Source organism: Modicisalibacter muralis, assembly GCF_900102945.1.
GTDB lineage: Bacteria > Pseudomonadota > Gammaproteobacteria > Pseudomonadales > Halomonadaceae > Modicisalibacter > Modicisalibacter muralis.
The window spans coordinates 63,445-88,289 of sequence record NZ_FNGI01000008.1; the positions used below are offsets into that span (position 1 = coordinate 63,445).

Below are 24,845 nucleotides of genomic sequence, written 5' to 3' on the forward strand. Positions count from 1 at the left end.
AACCTACTCCTTGCAGAAAAATGTATTGTTATTGATCGACACGACTTACTCTTGGGGGGAGCCAGACGACTCCTTGACGCTCCCTGGCACGGAGGGCCTGGGCAGCCTCACCTGGGCCAGCGATTGCAGGCTGAACTCCGGCGCCACTTCTTGCCAGGCCATGACCGGCAAGTCGAGTTCGTGGCGCTTCGACCACTGTTGCAGAACCGGGCGCACATCGCTGGAAGCGATGACCACTGGCGCCATGTCGGCATCCAGTTTATCCAGTTGCTGCTGGAACCAAGCATGCAGCGTGCGTGATAGTGGCGCGGGCAAGCCGCCCCTGGGGGCGCCGCCTTCAGTGCCACGCAACGTGCCGCGAATCGTCTCCTCGAGCGGGCGCGTCATCACCCAGGCCGGCAGGATGCGATCCGCGCGGGCGTGGCGATGGCAGATCTGGCGTGCCAAGGCAGCGCGGATGCGCTCGACCAGACGGGCAACGTTCTGCTCCTGCGGCCCCCAGGTGACCATCGCCTCGAGGATGGTGCGCAAGGCGCGCAGCGGCACGCCTTCATCGACCAGGCGCCGCAGGATGTCCGACATCTTCTGTAACGACACCACGCGCACCGCCTCGCCGACCAGTTCCGCATAATCCTGCTCCATCCGCGACAGCAGGCCACGGGTCTCCTGAATGCCGATGAACTCGCCGGCGTAGCGAATCAGAATCCGTTGCAGGCAACCGCACAGCACCTGGTCGACCGTCCGGTAGCCGATACCGGCATCGTCGAGGCGCTCGACGTCCCGCGTCGCGACCCAGTGCGCCACGCGCCGCCCCATCAGCGGTGGCTGGTCGACATAGTCGACCTCGAGCAGGTCGAGATGCATCGGGTCGTCATCGAGCAACAGCCGGTCGGCGGGTATCTCGCCTTTCATGACCGGCACTTCATCGAGTTCGATGCCGAAATGTTGCCCTTCCATGGCCGGTTCGACGCGCAGGCCGACACTGGGCATGTCGATGCCCAGGTCTTGCCCGGCCTGACGCCGCGCGTCGTCGAGCCCGTCGCGCAGGATATCGAGCGTCAGCGCTTCGGCGAGCGAGGGGCCCAGCGACAGCACCACGCGGTGGTGGCTCTGCGGCGAGTCCTGTAGCGCCGACGCCGTGGCTTTCTCGGGCGCCGCTGCATCCGCTCCTGACGAACCGGGCGCGCCCTGTGTCAAACCGTCGGCGCCAGCCGCCGAGTCCGGCGCGGCCTGCTCCTCGGCCTGGCGACGCTGCTCGCGACGCTTGATCAGCCAGGCCGCCAGGCCGAGCCCTGCCGCAAGCCCCAGGAACACCAGAGTGGCGAAACCCGGGATGAGCGCCAGGCATAACAGGATGACGGCGGTCAGCCCCAGCGCCCGGGAGTTATTGCCCAACTGCCCGACGATCTCTGTGCCGAGACTCCCCGAGCGGTCGGAGCCGACCCGCGTCACCACAGTGCCGGCGGCGACGGCGATCAGCAGCGCGGGAATCTGCGCGATCAGGCCGTCACCGACGGTCAACACCGAGTAGACGTCCACTGCCTCGCCAAACGCCATATCGAGCTTGAGCATGCCGATCAGCAGGCCGCCAAGCAGATTGATGAAGAGAATGACCAGGGTAGCGATGGCATCACCCTTGACGAACTTCATCGCGCCGTCCATCGCGCCGTAGAGCTGGCTTTCCCGCTCCAGACGCACGCGCCTGAAATGCGCCTCGGCCTGATCGATGTCGCCGTTGCGCAGATCGTTGTCGATGCTCATCTGCTTGCCCGGCATGGCGTCCAGGATAAAACGGGCGGCCACCTCGGCGACCCGCTCGGCGCCCTTGGTAATGACCAGGAACTGGGCGATGGCGATGATCAGGAACACCACCAGGCCAACCACCACCTCGCCGCCGATGACCAGCCCGCCGAAGGCCGAGACGATCTGGCCGGCATCGCCCTCGAGGAGGATCAGGCGCGTGGTGGTAATCGACAATGCCAGGCGAAACAGCGTGGCCAGCAGGATGATCGGTGGCAGCGACGAAAACTCGACCGGGTGCGAGATATAGAACGCCACCATCAGAATCAGCAGGCTGCAGCCGATGTTCAGGCCGATCAGCACATCCACCAGCGCGGTGGGCAGCGGAATGATCATCATCATGACCGCCAGCACCATGAAGGCGGCGATCACTATGTCGCTACGCTGCGAGGCACGCAGGGCGATGGCGTTGAGCTTGGCGAGCACGGCGGTCATGCGTCACTCCGGCGTTGCAGATAGTCGCGAAAACAATGCCGGGCATCGGCGTGGCGACCGGCGGTCCATAGTGCCCGGCTCTGCAACAACGACAGCGTCGGCGAAGGGCCTTCCAGGTATTCGAGATGATCGATCGTGTTCAGCGCGCGCTGGGCGTCACCGGTCGTGGTGAAGGCCTGAGTCAGCGTGCGCAGGATACCGGGATGACCGGGCGCGGCGCGCTCGGCGAGCAGCAGCAGCACCAGACCGCGCTTGTGGTTGCCGCTCTTCATGTAAAGATGGCCCAGCATATGCAGCAGGTCGGCGGCGTTGCGGTCGCTTTCACTCACCTATCGCTTTCCTCTGCCTCGGCGTTACGACGCGCCTCTTCCCATTGCAGGCGCTGATCGATCTCTTCGTTGAGCACCTGGGCGGCCAGTTCGGTGACGTCGCTCTCGGTACCCAGGCGCGGCAGCACGTTATCGACGACATGCTGCAACAGCTCGATGCTACGCTCGTTGCCATACAGCGATGGATCGCTGGCAGTGGGCAGCAACAAGCGCGCCAACTGCCGGAGCAGGGAACCACGCGCACGCCGCGAGCGACTGTTCTCGACCGCACGCGTGAAATCGATTTGACGGTCAGGATCGATCGCCTGACTGGTAGCGGACTTATCGACACGTGCGGCTACGCTCGGATCGCGAAGGCGATCGTTTTCGACGTTGCGGTCGGCGGCAATCTTCATGCGAAATCGTCAGCGCCGGTCATAGGGTCAGGGTGAACTCGTCATCGCCGCGACGCAGCATGACGCCTTTGTCACTGATCTCGGAAAGCACCCAACCCTCGCGCAGGGTCGCGCCCGGATAAAGACGCCTGCCACTAGGGCCGATGACATAAGGGTTGTCGCCGAGCCATACGGCGCGAAACTCGAACGCCGGCTTATCGGCAGCGAGACTCGGCTGGGCGTTGCTGATCAGCACATGGCTGCTGCCGTAATGCCGGTCGAACCAGCGTTGCACATCGGTCCAGTCAGCGTAGCGCTCGGGGGCGAATTCGCCGGAAACGATCAGGTGACTGCCGGAATCCTGCACTTGCAGACCGTCGAGGTTCGCCTGGGACAACTGCTGGCGCAGCGCCTCGCCGGGCGTGGCGCTCGACGCGGCCAGAGCCGCCTCGGCTGCCTGGGAATTCGCCGAGGAACGCAAGGCATAGGCGGACCCAACGACCCCGCCATTGTCGGTACTGATAAACGGATAGACACCCGCCATGCTCATGGTCGCGAACATCGTCGCACCCAGCGCCGTGACAGCGGTCCGGCGGTTCAGGCGCGAGCGCAGAGGCTCCGGTAACTCGGGCATCCGCTTGCCGATGGCGTGGAATGCGGGAGCACTGAATTTTCGAACCGGTTGAAGAACCGGGGAGCAGAACTTCCCTATGGAGCGAAAGACCGGAGAACCGGCTTCGCGCAGCGACTCAAGAGCGGGCGACCCCGTTTTGCGCATGGACTGCAGCACGGAAAGGCCGGAATTTCGAGCAGATTGCAGAGCGCCAGCACTCGCCTTCTGAATGGCTTGCAAGACAGGAGGTCCGGCAAGCGCGGGTTGGGAAAGTTGCAGGCGAACGTCGCCAAAGGCGATCGTCGTCGGCAGATTGGTGCGCCAGCCGGTGCCTTGCATCACGCATCTGTCGCCGACCTCGACGTCGCCTCCCTGCGCTTCGATGGCGACCATTCGCGCATGAAAGCGCAGGGTGACATGCTCGGCGGCGATACCGCCATCACTCAGGATGACATCGGCCTGCGGGGAGGAACCGATACGGCAGACAGGCTGCTCGAGCGCGATGACCACGCCGCGATGAAGGCCACCGGTTACCCCCAGCGTCGAAAAAACGGTCGTTGTCGGCAAGAAGAGCGAGCTTATGGATGTTGTCAGTGCTGATTTCATGAGCTTCCCTGCCATCTACGAACCTGTTGGCGCCATGTTGCTAGGTCGTCATATCCAGCGCCGTTCAGGCAGAAAGACCGAACACCGCGACGCACTGTAAGCGAGTGCGTCGCGGTGTTGGTGGAACCAAGCCACCGCCGAACGCCACGCGTCAGTTCTGCGGTCGCTGCTTGGAGGCGTCGAGATCCGCCTTTTTCTCGGTGGTGATCTCGGTAATCCTGGCGGATTTTTCGATTGCCTTGTCGAAGGCGGCTTCCATGCGCGCGATGGAATCACCGCCGCCTCCGCCCCCGGAAACGGCTTCTGTTCCGCCTCCCTCTTCCTTTCTATGTTTCAGATTGAACAGCCCCATGGCATCCTCCTTCGCCGATCCTGGAAATTGAGAACATTCGAGCGGAGCCAACACCGCCGTTTTTACCGTGTCTTTGTTACAACATTGCTTCTTGACGGTTCGCTTATAAAAGCAAATTAAGCGTAGGGCATAATTTTTCGCTACATTGTAAGTAAAATGAAACGCTTTGAATTGAAATGAAACTTTGCGACGCCAAAAAGCGACAGAAACTTGTTGACGATAATGGCGACAAAAAACCGGCCTCAACGGCCGGTTACAGGGAATGTATCAACTGGCCTATCGCTCACCCAGGCACGAGTTGCCCCTCGCGCGGCGATGCTTGAGTCACCTTCGGTAGATAGATACGGTCCCCCGGATAGAGGATTTCAGGATCGACGATGTGATTGTTCAGTGACACCACTTCGGCGATATCGCGATCGTGAGCCACCGCGATGCTTGCCAGTGTCTCCTTCGGGTAAACGTCGACCGAGACGTAATTCTCCTCCTCGAGCTCGGGATTGACGCGTCCACTCTCAATCATGGCACCGCTGGCGTTCTCATCGACATAACGCGCCATCACCCAGCCGGCCTGCTCCTTGCCAGCCTGGCTCATGCCGCGAACGGGAACCCAGGCGTTGCCATCGGCATCGGCTTCTCGCGGCCCGGTTTCCTCGAGGAAGGTACCGTGGGTGAAAGTCATCACGATCCTGGCCTCGTCAGATGGCCGGGCGCGCAGATTAAGGCCATCCGCCGGCAACACGACAAACTGCGTCGTGGTCGGCTCCGGTGTTGGTTCGTCCGGTTGATCGGGTTGATCGGATTGCTCAGGAGAGGGGGGGGCGCTTGGTTGATCCGGAGAAGGCGATTCATCCGATTCAGGATCGGTTTCATCCGGCTCAAACAATTTACCGAAAGCAGACATACTGGTGGCAATCAATCCACCGCCGATGGTGATGGCAAAGGCAATGTCACGCTTTCTCGGAGTCGGCTCGCCCAATGGCTGTATCAATTCGCTGCTCTGAGGCTCCACCATGAGCGGCTTGCTCATATCAATCGGTAGGAACCTGGCTAGCGTGGGCCTAACCCCCTTCTTCCATGAGGCGGTGTCTCTGAACCATAGATAGGCCGACCCATAGCCGAATAACCCCCCTGCGGCGACGTCGACATATGCCCAAGGGTCACCACCAAGGACAGCCGAGGCACTGTCGGCTGTGTAAGGCATGCTGCCGATTAAATAGGCGGGAAGCCCCACGTCGTCGGCATAGGGAAATTGATCCTTGCCCGTCACGGTCTCCATGAAGGTTTTAGACCCGTAAGCTATGTTGCCAACTGCGTAGGGCCCGTTGATAAGAGGGTCCTGGCCTTGAGCCGTCGCCATAACGGTGCCAGGCGTATTTATGGTGGTGGTAAAAAACTCTACCCCTCGGAGAACGCGCCCCTGTATCGTGTTGGCGGCAGTCGCATCTGGTCTATGCGCTCTATAAATAAAACTAGCGCCACGCCATCCATAGGCCAATACATTCGCGGTGGGAGAAGATGATAGCGCATACCCGGCGGCAGCGAGAAAGCCTAACCCAGTACCGATCAAGGCTTTCTGCCCGGTAGCATTTCGCTCTGCCGGCAAACTGCTCTCTACCCGCACACGTAATTGCGGACCGTCAGGGAGCATGCCTCTGGCCACCGGGTTCAAGAATCCCGACAAGGCATTCCGGTCGATGGCGAGTGTTACTGTTTTCTCCGCAGCGTTCTCGGCATGTTTAGTACCGCTAAGCGGTATCAACGCACCCAGGCCTTCCCTATTCACGCCATGGAGTTGGATGACCGGGCCTTCTGCATCGAGGGATATCGATATGGTCCCGGGTCGTGCTTCACGCTCCAGGATACGTTGCGGTGCCAGTTGCAATCGTTCGCTATCGAATCTCTTGATCTGAGCCGGCTTGAATGCTTGCCACTGCTCGGTGGAAAGCGCCTTCGCCTGATTTCGAGTCAGTGCCGCAACCTGGCCGGGTGTTAAACCTGCTATTTGTTTGTTGGTCAGTGCTTTGATCTGTTCGGTCGTCAGCGGCGAAATCTGCTCGGGCCATAGCCACATCAAACGATTGGGCTTGATCTGTGCCAGGGTCTCGGGTCGAATGGCCTGCAACTGAACATCGGACAACGCGCGCAACTTCCAGGCACCGAGCGCGTTCATCTGCTCACCGTCGAGCGCCGCGACCTGTTTCAACCTGAAGGCGCCCAACTGCTCGCGAGTAAAGAACGTGATCTGCTCTGGACTCAGTGCCTTGAGCTGCGGGGGCGTGAGCTTGCGAACTTGCTCGATGCTAAGCGCTGCTAGCTGATCCTTTGTAAAAGCGGCAACTTGCTCGGGCGTGAAATGGGTCAACCGGCCGGGCGGAATCTGCGCCAAATGCTCGGGAGCGATGGTCGGAATCTGTGTTTCGGAAATCGACTTAAGCTGCACCGGCCTGTAACCAGCCACATCTTCCGAGGCGAAATTTGGCATCGGCTCGGCCGCCGGTGCCGGAATTGTAGCCGTCTGATGGACAGTAGTGGAGCTATTCGAGTGATCGAATTCCGCCGCGATGGCTTGTGCCGTTTCTGGGCTTACTCCTTTATCTATCAAACTAGACTGAAGCATGGCCGGATCGATAGCCGCCATGGCCTCATGCACACCGGATGTTGGGTAGCGCGCCAATGCCGTGGTGAAATCATTGGGCAACCGCCAAGGAGAGTCGCTAGTGTTCTCGGACAGACCGGGCTGCTGCGGCTTGCGGAACGCCGCTGGAATGGGCGAAGGCTGTTCGGGATAAGGTGCGCCCTCTGGGTGATAGGCGGCCGATAGAGAGCGTGGGCCTAGGGCGCCTCTGCCATTAATGGCATTTTCAGCGAGTGCAATGTGCTCGTCGATCAACGCAACCAGTCTAGGATTTTCCCAAATACTATAGATATCTTCAAAATCGTGCAGGTAGAAGAATCCTTCACTGTCGATCAGGAATTGAGGATCACCAACTCCGATCCCCTCCCTCATGTAAAACTCCCTCATTTCACGAAGACTAGATACACTATTCCGATTAAGAAGACTCACATCAGTAAGTGATGCTCTATCCCTTGTAGAAAGGAAACCGTGCTCTATTTTACGATTCTGCGTCGTATAAAAATCCATGACTAACGCTTTTCGACCGTATACTTGCGTGACGCCATGAATAGGGGCTATGTAAGGGGCACCTCGATCAATAAGCGTTTGTGTATCTTCGACCTGCCCATAAAGTTTACCCTGCGCCTCGCCACGGTGTATGACGACCACCTTGTCGTATATGCGAAAGGCCGTTTTTGAACCACCAGCCCCAAGCATGGGCCCCAGGTGATCGCCATCAGGCTCGATCACCTGGCGCTGCGCCCCTTGCGTCAGGACAAGCTTTCCGTCCACCAGCTCGACTGCCCCGGGACGGTGCTCGTTCGGGCCATGTGTCGGGCGCAAAACCTGCCATTGCAACGGGTCATCGGCTCGTGGCACGACAACCTCTGCACTGGCAATGTTCGACAATCGCTGGGCCAGGGCCGTAGCGTCCGAGCTGGGATTCTTGATATCGAGGACGACAGGGCGGCCATCGCCAATTGCCTCTTGTTTCAGCCTGTTGGAGAGCAGCAATTCGTGGGGCGACATTTCTTCGCCAAAAACTCGGAAACGCCCAGGGCCGGCTATTTCAATCGGAATATGCACCGCGCTTCCCGAAGCGCCGGGGCGCACAGTGACGCCGTCAAGAAAAGAATCCAGTGTTTCAAGCCGTGCCGCTTGCTGCGCCTCGGTCAATATATGATCTTCGGACGCACCACGTATCCAGGGCATGACAACCGGCTCACCGGTATCGGGATCACGGACAAGAATATGGGTCTTGCCCGATAGTGCCGCACTATCTCCGCTAACTGGCGCGGCATTATCCGGTGACACGTAGACCTGTTCGGCGCTCTCGGGGGGATGCCCCAACACTCGGGCCGCCGAGAGCCGAGCCAATTCCTCGCCTCTGGCAGTACTGGGCTCTGCCGAGATAACTGACCTATCTTCGGCGTTAATCCGATTACTGGACCACAATGAGGAATCAAAGCTTGGGTTTCTGATGAATTCTCCAGTGTACGTATGCGCCCAAGTCGGAGCAGTGTTTTCGCCACCATGCCTGCCTCGTGATCTCAATTCACTCGTTTCACCAAGCTGGCGGGCACCGATAATATATTCGCCAGGTATAAAGTCATAAAGAATTTCCGAAGCACCCTCAAACTCATGACTACCCAGAAATTCATCTACGTTAATACCTGTTTTAGGATCGACAACGACATACACCCATTCATCTTTCACACCAGCGCCTTTCGAAAACTGCAGCTCACTGGAAGTGGAAACGAATACTGAATCGTCAGCCCAGACATGGGCCTCTACAGCTTCCTCTAGATGATTGTACTTTCTACTCCAATTCCCGAATCTTGGCGAAAAGCCTTGTTGAAAAACGGTATCGGGGCTTCTTGAATCGAGCCGGTAAATAACTCGCGGCGTCGCAGAATTTTCGGTATCGTATCCTTTTAGTGCATTGGCTCGTGGCGATCGCTCAGCACCTAACCCCAGCTCAGATGCTCTGGCTTCCTGCGCAATATCAATAACAAGGTTCAGCCTTCCTTTATCAGTGCGCTCGAAATAATAGGCAGCTGGTTCGAGCCCTAGTTCCTGTAAAGCACGCTCACCAGAGCGTCCAAGTACTGTCTGCGCTGGGTCGCCATTGATCTCATATTCGTGGAGAGTACTGGCATTAATGACGTCCTCGAAGACAAGACGCCTTATAGGCCGGATCTCATAGGCGCGCAACAAATCGGCAAGCATAAGGCTACCATCGCCAGGTGGTAGCCCTCCTCGATCAAAATGCGTAACTACAATCGAGTCAGTTATTATTGGACCTCTCCCGACCTCGCCTGAATCGATGGGTAACACTTTAAGGTCGATCTCAGGGTCACTTGAGCTATGGGCCCAAAAACCTCGCTCATCATACTCATAAAAAATAGAAGGGAGTCTCTCGTCACTCTTTTGCCTAATAACGGGCTCCGCACCGCCACGTATCCAAGGTGTAATAAATGTCTCCCCTGCTTCTTCATCACGCTGGAGAATATGTGTCTTATTCTGCAATTCTTTGCTACGCAGAAAAGGTTCTGTAGTTTCTTGAATGTAAACGGATTCAGGACTCTTAGGAGGCCGTCCAAGAATGGTGGCACCAAAAAGTTGCTCTAATGCTTGACGAGAATAACTGACGTTCGAAGGCTCGGAATTTCGAAGACCTAGCATGTCAGGTGTCGGATTAAGCGCCGCAATCGTATTGAGCTCTCCGGGCAATCGCCAGGCAGAACCACTAGTGATGGCGGGAAGTTCGATCTGCTGTGGTTTGCGGAACGCCGCTGGAATGGACGAAGACTGTTCGGGGAAGGGCGCGCCCTCCGGGTGATAGGCGGCCGATAATGTATGCGGGCCACTATCCTGCCCGGAACCGGGATTCACCGAGCTCTGGTTTATCTCGGTTTGGCCAGGCCTTGTCATCCTGAGTCCATGCACACCGAGCCCCGTGCCCGCAAGCCCCGTTCCAGCGCCGACCAATGCATTGGCGATATCGAGGCCGGACATCTGATCGCCATGCAAGGCCAGATCATAAGCGGATACTGCCATCATCGGCACACCAGTGCCGATGGCCGACCAATCAAGACCACGTGCGGCGCGATTAAGCCCTGCAGAACTTTTCATGTATCTAAACGATAGTTCGGCAAGCTCAGCCCCTGGCTTGACCGCGCCGATGCTGGCAAGGAAGGCTTGGCCTCTCGACACATCATCAAAGTATCTCGCCATGCCAATAGTACGCAGGCCACTCGATCCCATGGGCATTATGGTGGTAGCGACCGAAAGCGTATTCATCACCGATTGCTTGTCGTTCCACTCGCCACCATGCTGGATATGCTCCCATTGATGGTAGGCGGCTCGGCCACCGAGATAGGTGGCCCCGGCATACGTTATCCCCGCAAACACCGGGGAAAGCGGGTTGGGAATGATCATGCCTACCGAAGCCAGCCCGGTACCGATGCCGATGACCGGATCAATGGCTTTTTCGAGTACCGAGACATTGCTTGCCTGGACCACATCAAGCGCAATGGTCCCGTCATCATCGCGTGTTATGTTGAGGCCGGCCGGTACGACGAGCTTTCCGTCTTCACGGAATTTCTCATTGTTATCCTGGAAATCCTCGAGATCCTCGAAATGTTTCCCGGTTGCGTCGACATAACGGGTATCGCCATCTTCGTTCTTTACGGCAAACAATGCACTCGGCATTTGGCCTGCAGCAGCATCGACATAGATAATCGGGACGATCCGAACTTCGGCATTTTCGCCGCCGAGATCGTGGACCTCTTCGGTTACCTTATCGAGTGTCTCGCGTCCTTGCGTAGTCCCTTCATTCAGGTTAAGCGCATCGATAACTTGCGCTTCCAGTTCGTTAGCGCTGAGCGCCGTGAAATCCTCGGTATATTCGTTGCCTTCAATAAGTCCCTGGAAGCGTAACTGGTATTGACCATCCAGTGCCTCGGCTTCGTTATCGTCGAGATAGTTATATTGCAGGCTCGCTTCATGCTCGGCCGACTCAGAATCCGGAAGTAGCTTGATCGGCTGGGTTAGCCGATAATCATACATTTCTATGTTGGCATCCAGTTGCTGCCTGGACTGCTTAGCCGCTTCGCGCTGCTCTTCCGCCGTATCCAGAGCGATACTGGTCACCGCCAGTTCTGGATGAACCCAGCGCCACTCACCATCGATCTCTACCCTTACCGGTTCGCCGCTTTCAGTAAGTGCATCCAATCCCTGCTGCTCATATGCATCCTTGACCTCTGGAGAAACTTCGATTTGTTGATCACCGATGGTGATCGACTCGGTCTGATCAATGCCCTGAGGCGCCTCGACGGTCCCCGGGCCATGCCGTTCGAATAACTCGTTATACTCATCCTCGAGCTCACCGATACTGGTGTCGAGATCCTCGATCTGAACGTCGAGCTGCTCTTTCAGAAATTCATTGAGCTCCCTGCCAGCAACCAGCTCTTGCCTTTGGGCACTACTAAGGCCATCCGCACCGCACAGATTTGGATCCGAGCCAGTGGCAAGCTCATGCCACTGCTTGTTGAGCTCGAGATTGCGATTTTCTTCCCACCAGGCTGTCACCTCACTGGGAGAAATCGTGAGCTGCTGCTCCGTGGTTCCGTCCTCGAAATGGTTGACGACCCAAAGCTGCCCCTCTCGCTCGACGACTTCCTGACCGGTAAACTCACCCAAATAGTCGCCACCGATGGTGCTGTGCTTTTTACCCTCTTCGAACAGAAATTCATTCCGAGCGTTATAGTCATCAAGCAGCTGTTCCTCCAAACCCAAGCCTTGGAGCGTGAGCTGGCCCACTTCACCCTTGGCGACGTAGAAGTCGTAATAGGCTTGGGACGCTTCCAGTTGGCTCCCCGCATTGTCGTGAACTGCTTCGGCTTGTTCGAGCGCCGCTTCCAACTCAGTATGTTGCTTGGTGCCGGGCTCGGCGGCCTCGAGCTGCCGCTCAAGTTGGTTTACCGTGTAACCCGACAGCAAGTTATCGCCTTTACTGCTATGCAACGCGGCCTCATAAAATAGTGCATCGACTTGAGCCTGGGCCGCCTCGCCTTTTTCGACTTCCTCCTGGTAGTTGTAATCGCTGTCGGGATCAGTGAGCACCGGAGTCGTGCCATCCGGATAAAACGGCATCTCTTCCTGCTCGGTAATAGCCTCATCTAGCAGTTCCTGAGCCTGCTCGTATTCACCCTTTGCTTCGCTGGCATCCTCAAGCTGGGTATTTGCGCCCTCCAGGCGCGCCTGAGCATCCTCGAGCGACCCGTCCGCTTCAGGACGTTTCCATTGCAGGCCATGAGGCGCTAGTGCCTCGTCGAGGGTGGCACCGGCATTGCCCAAGGCTTCAGCATAATCAGGATCAAGAGCATAAACATCCAGTTGCGCCTGGCTCTGCTGGAGGATCGCCTGCGCTTCGACCAGTTCGGCAAGCGCGGTATTCTCAGCGGCAATGGCTTGGGCAACTTCAGGGTCCATCCAAACCCCGTTAATCGGCACCCAGTCTCCACCCGAGGGAGCCTGCCCAGGTGGCGGGTCTCCATAAGGATCTTCGTAGGTCACATTGGTACTAGGCGGGACCCCCTGGTCACTAGCCTTTGGGGATTCTCCTTGTAGATTCTGAGCAGCCTCTCTCAACTCCGAAAGGCTTTCCCCCGCCAGCATACCTTCCACTACCGTCTGGATGATCTCGGCTTCCTTGGCCTCCTGTGGATCGCTACTCTGAGGATTGGTCTCCAGCATGGTCACGACAAGTGATTCAAGCGGCGTGCCTCGCTCGATCTCTACCTCCGTGCCCTTTTCGTTATCCCGCAGGGTCAGGTCGCCATCCGGCGGCGTAGTCAGCGTATAGCCGTTGTGAGTGATCGTGACCGTCTTTTCCCCATCGGCATCCTCGGTCGTTGTGGTTTCGCGGCCATTCGCTTCGGTGACGGTCTCGGTATGCCTGTCGTCGTTGCCATATTCGACCGTGCGAACCTCAACACCATTGGGGTCGATATAATGGGAAGTGGTAATGTTCGACTTTAACGTGAAGCTATAGCCGGCTATCTCCTGTCCGCTCTGTGCATCTAGAATACGATTCGAGTGATGGTTGAGTTCGTCCGAGTTCTGCACCAACGTGAACCCGGCCGCCTCCAACTGAGCCGCCACCTGCTCCTGGGTCACTCCACGTTCCTCGGCGATCTCAGCGATGCTTTTACCCTCCGAAACATCCTCGGCAATACCATCGATGCCTTCGCGGGTCGTCTCCTGGTTCTCCTCGAGCGTCGTTCGGGTACCTTCCTCATCGATTACGACCGTGATGACCTGGCCATCGGCATCGGTGGTTCTCTCAACCGTCACACCGCCGGGTAGCTCGGTTTTCTCGAGAATCGTGCCGTCACCCAGATCATCTTCGTAACGCGTCGTCGTGGCGCCGGTCTCGGGATTCTCTTCTGTTGTGACCTTGCGTCCTTGGCTGTCACGCAAGGGCGAAGTGGAGTAGTCTTCTCCATCCTCCACGGCTACTCGATAGGTATTCTCGACCTCGTCGTAGTGCACGGTCACCGTCTCGCCGGTTTCCGGATTGGTGATTTCCGTGGTGCGCTTGTCGTCGCTGACGCGTGTCGACTCCGAGACCTCGACTTCCATGCCACCTGCCTCGAGCTGATCGAGAACCTCCCGCCTGGTCAGCCCACGTTCTTCGGCAACAAGATCGATGCTATTGCCATCGGCGACGTCTTGAGCAATATCATCGGCCTCGATGAAATCGTCCCACGGCTCGACCGTTTCCTTGACGTCCTGAAACAATTTTTCGTCGTCGATCCTCAACGTGTTGCCATTCACGCTGACGTTGGGATTGTCGTCCAGCTTCAGGTCCGGGTTCATCAACTCCAGGCTTTCCAGCGTATAGCCATAGCCCTCGCCGATTTCCACGGTCGTGTCGTCGTGCTTGATCTCGTGGACGATGACGGGCTCGTCATTATTCGCCTCGGGCTGCGGCTCGGGCTCGGGTGGTGGCGGAGGGGGAGGTGGCGGTGGGGGCTCGATGTTCTGGGCGATTTTCAGAGCCACGGCAAAAGCCCCCCCGAGACGGTCGGTCTGGGACGAATACTCGCGGACAAAACGTTGGATATTGAACAGCTTCACCCAGTCGACCTCCTTATCCGTCACGGCCTCCATGGCCAGCGAGAACGCGACTCCGTATTATTCTGAAGGGCACGAGCAACGCGGGATTGCTATCAAACGCACGGCTCCAACGAGAGCTTGAGAAAACCCGCATATCTTGGTTTAGCAGCTTTCATTAAGATTTCAATAAATTTGTAATGAGCGTCTGCTTGTTTTCCTAAGCCTAATTCGAAGGGCCGATTACAGCCGGACTTCAACCCAGATCCGGCTCGGTACTCTTGTAGGAAGGCAAGCCTTGCACACACTGCCACCAATCGCCGAACGCCGGCACGTCGAACACAGCATTCGCGTCCGGTGTCAGGGCGATGTAGAAGCAGATGGGCGCCAGGAAGAAATCGGCCAGGCTGAGGCCGTCTCCGGCGATGAAAGGCGAGCCATCGCGAATCTTCATCAACTCGCCGAGTACGAGCTTCGAGCGCGCAATGCCCTCCTCGCGTGCCTGCTCGCCTACACCGCCCACCAGATCGGGAAACAGATGATAGGCAGCGACGGCGCCAATCAGGCAGCCATAGCCGTAGGCGTCGATCAAGCCGATGGCCATATCCATGCGAGCGCGATCCCGGGCATTGCCGGGAATGAACGAAGGGCCCGGAAGCACTGCATCGAGATAACGCGTGATGGCGCTGGTCTCGAGCAATCGCATGCCGTCGTGGTCGAGCACGGGAACCTTACCGAAGGGGTGACGTGCAAGGTGCTCCGGCTGGCGCGGCTCTCCGGCCAGCACATCGACGGGCACCTGGTCGTAGGTGGCGTTCTTTTCCGCAAGCAGCATGCGCACGGTGCGCACATAGGTACTGCCGTCGAATCCGTAGAGTACCGGCTTGTGCATGGTCATCTCCTCCTGAAGCAAGCCGTGAGCGATGTAATACGCTGGGATACTCCAGCGTAGTTACCCCGACATGGCGGCGCCAGGCGGGCATGAATCCACGCCATGGTTTTAGTGGTGAGATACGTTGCGGCGAAAAAAATCCCGGCGCCTTGCGGTGCCGGGATTTCTGATCTTGCAAGACAATCCACCCGTTACGGCTTCATGTCCTCGAAGAATTTCTTCACGCCGCTGAACCAGTGCTCTTTCTTCGGCGAGTGGCTGTTGCTATCGCCCAGGCTGTCCTGGAACTGGCGCAACAACTCCTTCTGGTGCTCGGTCAGGTTGACCGGGGTCTCCAGCGCGACCTTGCACAGCAGATCGCCAGGTGGGCCGCCGCGCACCGGCTTGACGCCCTTGCCGCGCAGCCGGAACAGCTTGCCGGTCTGCGTCTCGGGCGGAATCTTGAGCTTGACCCGGCCTTCCAGGGTCGGCACCTCTAGCTCGCCACCGAGCGCGGCATCGACGAAGTTGATCGGCACTTCGCAATGCAGGTGGCGGCCATCGCGCTCGAAGATCGAGTGCGCCTTGATCGCCACCTGAACGTAGAGATCGCCCGGTGGGCCGCCATTGGCACCCGCTTCGCCCTCGTTGTTGAGGCGAATGCGATCGCCGGTGTCGACGCCAGCGGGAATCTTCACCGATAGCGTGCGCGTCTCGCGCACACGGCCTTCGCCGTGACACTCGCGGCACGGCACCTTGATGACTTCGCCGCGGCCGTGACAGGTCGGGCAGGTCTGCTGCACGGCGAAGAAGCCCTGCTGCATGCGTACCTGGCCCATGCCCTGGCAGGTCGGGCAGGTATCCTTGCTGGAACCGGGCTCGGCGCCGTTGCCGTCGCAGTGGCCGCATTCCACATGGCGTGGCACGCGAATGTCGACCGACGTACCCGCCACGGCGTCCTCGAGATCGAGCTCGAGGTTGTAACGCAGGTCGGAGCCGCGCTGCGGGGCGTTGGGATTGCGCCGACCGCCGCCGGCACCGCCGAAGATGTCGCCGAAGACATCGCCGAAGATGTCGCTGAATCCGCCCGCACCGGCACCCGCGCCACCGAAGCCGCCGGCCTGGCCATCGACGCCGGCATGGCCGAACTGGTCGTAGGCCGCGCGCTTCTCGCCGTCGGTCAGGACTTCATAGGCTTCGGATACCTCGCGAAATTTAGCCGCCGAGGTTTCGTCATCCGGATTGCGGTCGGGATGGTATTTCTGGGCAAGCCGGCGATAGGCCTTCTTGATGTCCTTCTGGTCGGCCCCGCGCTCGACGCCCAGCACCTCGTAATAGTCACGCTTGGACATGGATCTGTCCGCCTCCGTGTCGAGTCCACGGAAACAGCAACGCGGGAGTCGTGTTACGCCCCCGCGCCGCCGCCGTCCGTGTCAGACGTCGTGGTTATTGCTTCTTCTGGTCGTCGTTGACTTCCTCGTACTCGGCGTCAACCACGTCGTCTTCCTGCTTGGTGTCGCTCTCGGCCTGTTCGCCGCCCTGGGCAGCGTCGGCCTGCTCGGCGTACATCTTCTGCGCCAGGCCACCGGATGCCTCGGTCAGGGCATCGAGCTTGGCCTGAATGGCTTCCTGATCGTCGCCCTGCAGCGCTTCCTCGAGTTCGCCGATGGCGCTCTCGATCTTCTCCTTGTCCTCGGCGGAGGCCTTGTCGCCCGCTTCGGAAAGGGTCTTGCGTGCGGCGTGAATCATGCCATCGGCCTGATTGCGCAGTTGCACCATTTCCTCGAACTTCTTGTCCTCGGCGGCATGCGCCTCGGCGTCCTGAACCATCTGCTCGATCTCTTCATCGCTCAGGCCACTGGAGGCCTTGATGATGATCGACTGTTCCTTGTTGGTGGCCTTGTCCTTAGCGGACACGTGCAGGATGCCGTTGGCATCGAGATCGAAGGCGACTTCGACCTGCGGCACGCCGCGCGGCGCCGGCGGAATGTCGGCGAGGTCGAAACGCCCCAGCGACTTGTTCTGCGCCGACTGCTTGCGCTCGCCCTGCAGCACGTGGATGGTCACGGCGGTCTGGTTGTCATCCGCGGTCGAGAAGGTCTGGGTCTTCTTGGTCGGGATGGTGGTGTTCTTCTCGATCAGCGGAGTCATCACGCCACCCAGCGTCTCGATGCCCAGGGTCAACGGAGTTACGTCGAGCAGCAGCACGTCCTTGACGTCGCCGCCCAACACGCCGCCCTGAATCGCCGCGCCGACGGCCACGGCCTCGTCCGGGTTGACGTCCTTACGGGCATCCTTGCCGAAGAACTCGGCAACCTTGGATTGCACCAGCGGCATGCGCGTCTGGCCACCGACCAGAATCACGTCGTCGATCTCGGAGTTGGACAGCCCGGCATCGGCCAGCGCGGTCTTGCACGGCCCCAGCGACTTCTTGACCAGATCTTCGACCAGCGATTCGAGCTTGGCACGGGTGATCTTGACGTTGAGGTGCTTGGGACCGGTGTTGTCGGCGGTGATATACGGCAGGTTGACCTCGGTCTGCTGCGCGCTGGACAGCTCGATCTTGGCCTTCTCGGCGGCTTCCTTGAGGCGCTGCATGGCCAGGTTGTCGCCGGAGAGGTCGATCCCGCTGTCGGCCTTGAACTGATCGACGAGGTAATTGATCAGCTTGAGATCGAAGTCTTCGCCGCCCAGGAAGGTGTCGCCATTGGTGGCCAGCACTTCGAACTGGGTCTCGCCGTCGACATCGGCCACCTCGATGATCGAGATATCGAAGGTACCGCCGCCCAGGTCATAGACGGCGATGGTCTTGTCGCCACGCGACTTGTCCATGCCGTAGGCCAGCGCGGCCGCGGTCGGCTCGTTGATGATGCGCTTGACCTCGAGACCGGCGATACGCCCGGCATCCTTGGTGGCCTGACGCTGGGAATCGTTGAAGTAGGCCGGCACGGTGATGACTGCCTCGGTGACGGTCTCACCCAGGTAGTCCTCGGCGGTCTTCTTCATCTTCTTCAGAATCTCGGCGCTGACCTGCGGCGGTGCCAGCTTCTTGCCATTGACCTGGACCCAGGCGTCGCCATTGTCGGCCTCGGTGATGGTGTAAGGCACCATCTTGATGTCCTTCTGCACGACATCGTCCTTGAAGCGACGACCGATCAGGCGCTTGATCGCATATAGTGTGTTGTTCGGGTTGGTCACCGCCTGGCGTTTGGCCGCCTGGCCAACCAGCGTTTCGCCGTCATCGGTGTAGGCGATGATCGACGGCGTGGTACGAGCGCCTTCGGCGTTCTCGATGACTTTCGGCTTGTCGCCGTCGAGCACGGCAACACAGGAGTTGGTCGTCCCCAGGTCAATACCGATGATGCGTCCCATGTGAATACCTCTAAGAATCGTTGCTAGTCTATACATTGCGGCTCGCGCCGCGTCTTTGTCGTCTATCTTGGGGCAGCGCCGCGCCTTTCAAGGGCTAGGTGCCCGGATGGTTCACGCCGCCTGACTGACCACCACCATGGCCGGGCGCACCAGGCGTCCGTTGAGCAGGTAGCCTTTCTGCATCACATCCATGACGGTGTTGGGCTCGAGCTCGGGATTGGGCACCATGGCCATGGCTTCGTGATACTGCGGGTCGAACGGTTCACCCTGCGGCTCGACCGCCTCGACGCCGAATTTGCCCAGGGTGTCGAGTTGCAGCTTGAGCGTCATCGATACCCCTTCGCGGTGCACCTCGCTGGCATCTTCGCCCATGGCATCCAACGCCTTCTCCAGGCTGTCGATCACCGGCAGTAGCTCCTTGACGAACTTCTCGAGGGCGAACTTGCGCGCCTTGTCGACGTCCTGCTCGGCGCGCCGGCGCACGTTCTGCACTTCGGCGGCGGCGCGCAGCGCCTGATCCTTGGCTTCGGCCACGGCCTGCTCGAGTTCTTCCACCCTGGCGGCCAGCACCTCGGCCTCGGGGTTGTCCAGATTCTCGGCATCCGCTTCGGCTTCCGCCATTTCGGCCGCATCGGCCTCGTCGAGCTGGCCTTCGATGGGCTCCTGCTGCGGCTCGGCGTCGTGCTCGGCGCGCTCCATCTCTTCCTCCAGCGGGGTCTGTGGCTCTTTGGCCATTGTCGCTCTCCTGAATCGTCGAACGGCCCACAGGCCGCGATGGTTGGCGGTTTGCACCCTATATGGGGATATCGCGAGCGATCTCAAGTCATGCGTTGACGCATGCCGTGCAAAGAGGATTGAAGAGTCGATGTCGACTACTGTATAAACACACAGAATGAAGAATGTCACCGCTCAAGGCCAAGCACATCTGGAGGTGGTCATGCTGGTACAGCTTGCGATTCGCGACTTCGCTATCGTCGATAGCCTCGACCTGGATCTGCATGGCGGCATGACCGCCATTACCGGCGAGACCGGGGCGGGCAAGTCGATCCTGCTCGGCGCACTCGCCCTGTGCCTGGGCGAGCGTGGCGATGCTGGCAGCGTGCGCCACGAAGCCAAGCGTGCCGATCTTAGCGCGCGCTTCGATATCGCCTCCTTGCCCACCGCCCGCGCCTGGCTGGAATCCCGCGAGCTGCCCAGCGACGATTGCCTGCTGCGCCGGGTGATTGCCGCCAACGGTCGCTCCAAGGCCTGGATCAACGGCCAGCCCTGCACGGTGAGCGACCTCAAGGCACTCGGCGAGCATTTGATCGAGATTCATGGCCAGCATGCCCACCAGGCGCTGCTGCGCGAGGATACCCACCTGCGCCTGCTCGACGATTTCGCCGGCCAGGGCCAGGCGATCGCCGAGCTGGGCGAAATGTTTCGCCACTGGCAAGGCTTGCGTCGGCGCCTCAAGCGCCTTGCCGACAGCGGCGACGAGATCCAGGCGCGCCGCCAGTTGTTGCGTTATCAAGTCGAGGAGCTCGACCAACTGGCGCTGGCCGACGGCGAACTCCAGTCGCTGGAGCAGGAACAGGAGGCGCTGGCGCACGCCGAGGAGACACTGCAAGAAACCCAATTCGCCGCCGATTGCTGCGATAGCGACGAAGGCGGCGCGCTCGGCCTGTTGCATCAGGCGCTGGCACGACTCGGCAATCTGCCGGGGGCAAACCATGGCCCGTTGGCCGAAGCGCGCGGCATGCTCGGCGAGGCGCAAATCCAGATCGAGGAAGCGGCGCGCGAGCTGCATCACTTCGCCGAGCACACCGAACTCGACCCCGAGCGCCTGGCCGAGGTCGAAGCACGCTTGGGCGAGGTGCACCGTATCGCCCGCAAGCATCACGTCATGCCCGAGGAACTGATCGACCTTCACGCCCGCCTGCGCGCAGAACTCGATTCGCTGGAGGGCGGCGAGAACGATCTCGAGGCGCTGACCGCCGAGGTGGAGTCCACGCGCGACGCTTATCGCTCATGCGCGCGATCCATCGGCGAGGCACGTCGCCAGGCAGCCGACGCCTTCGGCAAGGAAGTTCAGGATCAACTGGGCTTTCTGGCGATGGACAAGGCACGCTTCGAGGTCGAGGTCACGGGGCGCGACACACCGCAGGCCGATGGCATGGATGCGGTGCGCTTCTTGATCAGCGCCAACCCCGGTCAGCCGGCCCGGCCGCTGACCAAGGTCGCCTCGGGCGGCGAACTGTCGCGCATCAGCCTGGCGATCCAGGTCGTCGCCGCCAGCCATAGCACCATCGCCACGCTGGTCTTCGACGAAGTGGACGTCGGCGTTTCCGGCGCCACGGCGGAGATCGTCGGCCAGTTATTGCGGCGCCTTGGACAGTCCGGTCAGGTGATGACCGTGACCCACCTGCCACAAGTGGCAGCCCAGGCCCACCAGCATCTGCATATCGCAAAGCAGGCCGAGGAAGACGTGACCTTGACGCAGATGGCGTTGCTCGACGAAGCCGGGCGCGTACGCGAGTTGGCACGCATGCTGGGCGGCGTGCATCTATCCAACCGTACGCTGGCACATGCCCGCGAGATGCTTAGCGCCAGCCAAGGCGCGCACCACTAGACTTTCATTCGCCACAAGCGACATCGCAAACGACGACGCCGGCCCGAGTTGAACCGGGCCGGCGTCATGGATTCGGTCAGCAGAGCGCGTTATTTCTTGATGCCTTCCTGGCGGGTCGCCTTGGAGCCTCTGGGACGAACATAGAGCACCAATGCGTGGTCGACGAGCTCATAACCGTGCTCCTCGGCAATCTCCTGCTGACGGTGCTCGATGGTCGAATCGAAGAACTCAGTGATCTCGCCGCTCTCCAGACACACCATATGGTCGTGATGCTCTTCTTGGGACATCTCGAACACAGCATGCCCGCCATCGAAATTGTGGCGGATCACCAACCCGGCGGACTCAAATTGAGTCAGCACACGGTAAACGGTCGCAAGCCCAACGTCTTCGCCGGCATCCAGCAAGGCCTTGTAGACATCCTCGGCACTCAGGTGATGCTGACCGGTGGCGTTCTCGAGGATTTGCAGTATCTTGACGCGAGGCAGTGTGACTTTCAGTCCCGCCCTGCGTAGTTCATGGTTCTGATCGGCCATGGTTGCTCTTCGCAGTATCGTGTTAGGTCGGTTATGATCGACCAAAGCAACGATAGTGAAGAACGGGACCAAATGCAAAACCTGATCAAAACAGTCACCTTTTCGCTCGCCCTGACACTCGTCTCCGGCTGCAGCTATTTCGGCGTCTACAAGCGCGATCTACCCCAAGGCAACCTGATCAAGCCGGAGATGGTCGCTCAGCTCGAAACCGGCATGACCCGCGAGCAGGTCGAATACGTGATGGGCAGCCCGTTGCTTCAGGCGCCCTTCAATCCAAACCAATGGGATTATGTCTTCTATCTCGATGAAGCCTATGGCGGTGAGGTCTACAAGCGCCTGACCCTGACCTTTGCCAACGACAGGCTAGCCGATATCCAGACCTCGGGCGATATCGACGCCGATATCGAGCTCGAGACCGACGCGCAGATCGGCCCGACGCCTCAGGTCGAGCCGCTGCCCGGCAATCTTCTCGATACCACGCCACGGCGCGGACCCGATACGCCACGCTAATAGCGCATCGAGCGCGGCGCTACGGGTTTAGTCACGCGATCTTCTGGCGGCACGTTCGATCCGCGCCTGCTTGGGGTCGATGCGCAACGGCCGATAGACTTCGACCCGATCGCCCGTGCGCAGCACGTGGCGCTCGGGGGCAGGCAGGCGCTTGCCGAAGATGCCCAGTTCGGCGTCTTCGAAGCTTGCGGCGGGAAGTTCGGGAAAATGCTCATCGAGGCGCGCCTGGCGCACCGCCTGGCGCGCGGTGGTCCCCGGCGGGACCGCCAGGGTGACGATCTTCTGACGCTCGGGCAGCGCAAAGGCGACTTCGATCGTCAGTTCGGGGGGAACTTGCTCATCGCGGCCCATGGCTAGCGCCCATAAACCTCGTCGGCCCGCTTCGAGAAGGAACTCACCAGCTGCCCCGCCACCTGGCTGAACAACCTGCCGAAGGCCATGCCCAGCAGGCGATTGGAGAACTCGAAGTTCATTTCCAGGCTGACCTTGCAGGTCGTCTCGCCCATCGGCGTGAACAGCCACTGCCCCTGCAAGCGCTTGAACGGGCCACTGACCAGCGACAACTCGATGCGATCCGGCGCGTAAAGCTCGTTGCGAGTGGTGAAGCTCTGCTCGACACCGGCCTTGGCCAACGTCAACTCGCCCACCAAATGATGCTCATCGTATTCCAGTAGTCGCGCCCGCCGACATCCCGGCAGAAATTCGGGGTAACGCTCGAAATCGTTGACTAGGTCGAACATGGCTTGATTGGTATGCCGCACCAGGGCGGACCGATTAACCGTCGGCATTGACTCTCCGCTGACTTCACTGGGCTAGGGGCGTATCATGGCGGGTTATTCGCCAACGCCTTGAATGGTATCACGCCTCACCCCATATCGGCGTGCTAGCGACACGGCAGTATAAAGATACGAGGATTCATGGCTACGAAAAAAGCCAACAAGGCAGGCGGTGGCGTCATCGCCCAGAACAAGAAGGCGCGCTTCGAATACCACATCGAAGAAACCTTCGAAGCCGGACTGGCCCTGGCGGGCTGGGAGGTAAAAAGCCTGCGTGCCGGCAAGGCCCAGCTCACCGATACGTACATCCTGATCAAGCAGGGCGAGGCGTGGCTGCTGGGCAGTCATATCATTCCCCTGCAGACCGCCAGCACCCATGTGGTGGCCGACCCCACGCGCACGCGCAAACTGCTGCTGCATCGCAAGGAAATCGCCAAGATCTTCTCGCGCACCCAGGACAAGGGCCACACTTGCGTGCCGCTCAAGCTCTACTGGCAGAAAAACCTGATCAAGTGCGAACTGGCGCTGGTCAGCGGCAAGAAACAACACGACAAGCGCGCCACCGAGAAGAACCGCGACTGGGAACGCCAGAAAGGGCGCATCATGCGCGATCAGAACAAGGCTTGAACTAGCGCCCGCCAGGCCTTATCTGGTATTCTGAACGCGTTTTACGGGGGCGACATGGCTTCGACGCCGGTGACAACCTCCTAGGTGCATGCCGAGAGCGTGATGTATCTCGTAAATCCAACATCACGACTAAATAGTCGCAAACGACGACAACTACGCTCAGGGCGCTCTGGCAGCTTAAACGCTGTTAGCAGTTAGCCTGGCCCCAAAGCGATGTGCCCATTCATCGCGGCGGGGATATGAGCGAAAGCTGATGGGATCGCGGTTGGCGGCGTCCTCACGTCAATCGCTAAACCTTCGAGGAATCGCGCTGCTGGATCCTGCCCGTTGGAGCCAGTAGCGTTAGATCAAAAAACGGACCTAAGCATGTAGAGCCGAAGAGCGAGTATCGGCGGACGGGGGTTCAATTCCCCCCGCCTCCACCAACAAGCGACTTCAGGTGTTACGCATATTTCCTGATATCGCACTGAAAAGGGCCTCACGGCCCTTTTTTGTGTTCTTGCGTTTCCCGGCGGCCTCGCCTGCCACCTTGGCGTCAGCCCGCTCGCGCCCCCAGCATGTAACGTACGACCTGAGCGGCCTGCGCATAGACCGGCACGCTTACGCTCTCGTATTCCTTGTGCAAGCATCTCGGGCAAGGCGGCTTCGTTGCCGAGGCTATCTCCACATAGACCATCGTCTGACAATGGCGGCAAACATACAGCGCCCGATTCTTTTCAGACATCTCACCACCTCATCGAAATGGAAGTCCCTTTCCCAGCAGTCGTCACTGCGTCCAGTCGATAGCTTGTCACTCGCTTTATCTAATCGTCCACATGAAAAAAACCAGCCGTACGAATGACCCGCGAACCCATTTTCTCCCGCCAGAATCGTCTTACATCTCGCCTCGGCTGGTTCATGCTGCCTTGCGATATGTGCCACACTGCCTAGCTGTGCGCCCCAACCAGCAAGGAGTCAGGCATGCTCAAGCAGACGATCACGTTACGCGAAGTGCCGGATCCCAAGGACACGTCCCGCTCCCAGTTCGAGGTTTACGATAGCGATACGGGAACCTCGCTCGGCATTTATGATAGTCGAGAAGCCGCACAAGCCGAGGTGGAGAGCATGAATCGCTCCGACGTCGAAGGCCTGAACGAGAGAAATCGCAAGCAGGACGCCGATCCCGCCGACGGCTGAGCGCCACTTCTCTAGCCGAACACCATTCGCCCGACGGCCTCCAGCATGCCCATCGCTCTCCCTGCAAGCCGGGCAGCGTTAGCATGGTGGAGTTATAGCTATCCAGAAGTGCCAGTTATGTACA

Annotated in this window: 17 protein-coding genes and 1 other RNA gene; 5 read left to right on the plus strand and 13 right to left on the minus strand. The window is 59.5% G+C overall.

From position 1 onward, the window contains the following. Window positions 1–45: 45 nt before the first annotated feature. The 10 genes from sctV to grpE form a co-directional block, all read right to left on the minus strand. Window positions 46–2,235 (minus strand): type III secretion system export apparatus subunit SctV, encoded by a 2,190-nt coding sequence (gene sctV / locus BLR92_RS13620; protein WP_089729492.1) that lies wholly within the window; start codon window positions 2,233–2,235, stop codon window positions 46–48. Then, the gene (locus BLR92_RS13625) at window positions 2,232–2,564 is read right to left on the minus strand and encodes a tetratricopeptide repeat protein (RefSeq protein ID WP_217636590.1); all 333 of its coding nucleotides are present in this window, start codon (window positions 2,562–2,564) and stop codon (window positions 2,232–2,234) included. Before BLR92_RS13625 ends, sctV begins: the two co-directional genes overlap by 4 nt. Continuing rightward, window positions 2,561–2,959 (minus strand): hypothetical protein, encoded by a 399-nt coding sequence (locus tag BLR92_RS13630; protein ID WP_089729494.1) that lies wholly within the window; start codon window positions 2,957–2,959, stop codon window positions 2,561–2,563. The genes BLR92_RS13625 and BLR92_RS13630 overlap by 4 nt, the downstream gene beginning before the upstream one ends. A 19-nt stretch (window positions 2,960–2,978) precedes the next feature. Beyond that, a complete protein-coding gene (locus BLR92_RS13635; RefSeq protein WP_175488818.1) occupies window positions 2,979–4,157 on the minus strand; it encodes a SctD/MshK family protein in 1,179 nt (392 codons plus the stop codon). 151 nt (window positions 4,158–4,308) lie between these two features. Continuing rightward, complete coding sequence (locus BLR92_RS13640) at window positions 4,309–4,509, minus strand: hypothetical protein (protein ID WP_089729498.1); 201 nt, start codon at window positions 4,507–4,509, stop codon at window positions 4,309–4,311. Between the two features lie 283 nt (window positions 4,510–4,792). Further along, window positions 4,793–14,269 (minus strand): scabin-related ADP-ribosyltransferase, encoded by a 9,477-nt coding sequence (locus BLR92_RS13645; RefSeq protein ID WP_175488819.1) that lies wholly within the window; start codon window positions 14,267–14,269, stop codon window positions 4,793–4,795. Window positions 14,270–14,501: 232 nt separating this feature from the next. Further along, window positions 14,502–15,137 carry a glutathione S-transferase family protein gene (locus BLR92_RS13650; protein WP_217636591.1) on the minus strand — a complete coding sequence of 212 codons (636 nt, stop codon included), beginning with the start codon at window positions 15,135–15,137 and terminating at the stop codon, window positions 14,502–14,504. A 191-nt stretch (window positions 15,138–15,328) separates the two neighbouring features. Next, complete coding sequence (gene dnaJ / locus BLR92_RS13655) at window positions 15,329–16,468, minus strand: molecular chaperone DnaJ (RefSeq protein WP_089729502.1); 1,140 nt, start codon at window positions 16,466–16,468, stop codon at window positions 15,329–15,331. A gap of 94 nt (window positions 16,469–16,562) precedes the next feature. After that, on the minus strand, window positions 16,563–18,488 hold the full coding sequence (dnaK, locus tag BLR92_RS13660) for a molecular chaperone DnaK (protein WP_089729504.1): 1,926 nt from the start codon (window positions 18,486–18,488) through the stop codon (window positions 16,563–16,565). Between the two features lie 111 nt (window positions 18,489–18,599). Next, a complete protein-coding gene (gene grpE, locus BLR92_RS13665) occupies window positions 18,600–19,223 on the minus strand; it encodes a nucleotide exchange factor GrpE (RefSeq protein WP_089729506.1) in 624 nt (207 codons plus the stop codon). A 202-nt stretch (window positions 19,224–19,425) separates the two neighbouring features. Between grpE and recN the strand changes: the two genes are divergently transcribed. Further along, entirely contained in the window at window positions 19,426–21,099 is a 1,674-nt protein-coding gene (recN, locus tag BLR92_RS13670) for a DNA repair protein RecN (protein ID WP_089729734.1), read from the plus strand. 89 nt (window positions 21,100–21,188) lie between these two features. Here the strand turns inward: recN and fur are convergent, their stop codons facing one another. After that, complete coding sequence (fur, locus tag BLR92_RS13675) at window positions 21,189–21,632, minus strand: ferric iron uptake transcriptional regulator (protein WP_089729508.1); 444 nt, start codon at window positions 21,630–21,632, stop codon at window positions 21,189–21,191. A 72-nt stretch (window positions 21,633–21,704) separates the two neighbouring features. Between fur and BLR92_RS13680 the strand changes: the two genes are divergently transcribed. Continuing rightward, window positions 21,705–22,142: an outer membrane protein assembly factor BamE gene (locus BLR92_RS13680; protein ID WP_089729736.1), complete on the plus strand. Its 438-nt coding sequence runs from the start codon at window positions 21,705–21,707 to the stop codon at window positions 22,140–22,142. A gap of 27 nt (window positions 22,143–22,169) precedes the next feature. Here BLR92_RS13680 and BLR92_RS13685 read toward each other — a convergent pair whose 3' ends face one another. Continuing rightward, window positions 22,170–22,493 (minus strand): RnfH family protein, encoded by a 324-nt coding sequence (locus BLR92_RS13685; RefSeq protein WP_089729510.1) that lies wholly within the window; start codon window positions 22,491–22,493, stop codon window positions 22,170–22,172. A 2-nt stretch (window positions 22,494–22,495) separates the two neighbouring features. Continuing rightward, window positions 22,496–22,930: a type II toxin-antitoxin system RatA family toxin gene (locus BLR92_RS13690; RefSeq protein ID WP_089729512.1), complete on the minus strand. Its 435-nt coding sequence runs from the start codon at window positions 22,928–22,930 to the stop codon at window positions 22,496–22,498. Window positions 22,931–23,059: 129 nt separating this feature from the next. On the opposite strand from BLR92_RS13690, the gene smpB reads away from it, so the two are divergent. The 3 genes from smpB to BLR92_RS13705 all read left to right on the plus strand — a co-directional run bounded on the left by smpB (window position 23,060) and on the right by BLR92_RS13705 (window position 24,721). Further along, window positions 23,060–23,545, plus strand: a complete 486-nt coding sequence (smpB, locus tag BLR92_RS13695) for an SsrA-binding protein SmpB (protein ID WP_089729514.1) — start codon at window positions 23,060–23,062, stop codon at window positions 23,543–23,545. A 45-nt stretch (window positions 23,546–23,590) separates the two neighbouring features. Continuing rightward, window positions 23,591–23,970, plus strand: a transfer-messenger RNA (tmRNA) gene (gene ssrA / locus BLR92_RS13700). Window positions 23,971–24,505: 535 nt separating this feature from the next. After that, on the plus strand, window positions 24,506–24,721 hold the full coding sequence (locus BLR92_RS13705) for a hypothetical protein (RefSeq protein WP_089729516.1): 216 nt from the start codon (window positions 24,506–24,508) through the stop codon (window positions 24,719–24,721). Window positions 24,722–24,845: the final 124 nt, after the last annotated feature.

What these genes read in the sequence shown, in the direction of transcription:
- sctV (WP_089729492.1), bottom strand. Translation starts at nt 2,235, where the DNA reads ATGACCGCCGTGCTCGCCAAGCTCAACGCCATCGCCCTGCGTGCCTCG.
- BLR92_RS13630 (WP_089729494.1), bottom strand. Translation starts at nt 2,959, where the DNA reads ATGAAGATTGCCGCCGACCGCAACGTCGAAAACGATCGCCTTCGCGAT.
- BLR92_RS13635 (WP_175488818.1), bottom strand. Translation starts at nt 4,157, where the DNA reads ATGAAATCAGCACTGACAACATCCATAAGCTCGCTCTTCTTGCCGACA.
- BLR92_RS13640 (WP_089729498.1), bottom strand. Translation starts at nt 4,509, where the DNA reads ATGGGGCTGTTCAATCTGAAACATAGAAAGGAAGAGGGAGGCGGAACA.
- BLR92_RS13650 (WP_217636591.1), bottom strand. Translation starts at nt 15,137, where the DNA reads ATGCACAAGCCGGTACTCTACGGATTCGACGGCAGTACCTATGTGCGC.
- dnaJ (WP_089729502.1), bottom strand. Translation starts at nt 16,468, where the DNA reads ATGTCCAAGCGTGACTATTACGAGGTGCTGGGCGTCGAGCGCGGGGCC.
- dnaK (WP_089729504.1), bottom strand. Translation starts at nt 18,488, where the DNA reads ATGGGACGCATCATCGGTATTGACCTGGGGACGACCAACTCCTGTGTT.
- grpE (WP_089729506.1), bottom strand. Translation starts at nt 19,223, where the DNA reads ATGGCCAAAGAGCCACAGACCCCGCTGGAGGAAGAGATGGAGCGCGCC.
- recN (WP_089729734.1), top strand. Translation starts at nt 19,426, where the DNA reads ATGCTGGTACAGCTTGCGATTCGCGACTTCGCTATCGTCGATAGCCTC.
- fur (WP_089729508.1), bottom strand. Translation starts at nt 21,632, where the DNA reads ATGGCCGATCAGAACCATGAACTACGCAGGGCGGGACTGAAAGTCACA.
- BLR92_RS13680 (WP_089729736.1), top strand. Translation starts at nt 21,705, where the DNA reads ATGCAAAACCTGATCAAAACAGTCACCTTTTCGCTCGCCCTGACACTC.
- BLR92_RS13685 (WP_089729510.1), bottom strand. Translation starts at nt 22,493, where the DNA reads ATGGGCCGCGATGAGCAAGTTCCCCCCGAACTGACGATCGAAGTCGCC.
- BLR92_RS13690 (WP_089729512.1), bottom strand. Translation starts at nt 22,930, where the DNA reads ATGCCGACGGTTAATCGGTCCGCCCTGGTGCGGCATACCAATCAAGCC.
- smpB (WP_089729514.1), top strand. Translation starts at nt 23,060, where the DNA reads ATGGCTACGAAAAAAGCCAACAAGGCAGGCGGTGGCGTCATCGCCCAG.
- BLR92_RS13705 (WP_089729516.1), top strand. Translation starts at nt 24,506, where the DNA reads ATGCTCAAGCAGACGATCACGTTACGCGAAGTGCCGGATCCCAAGGAC.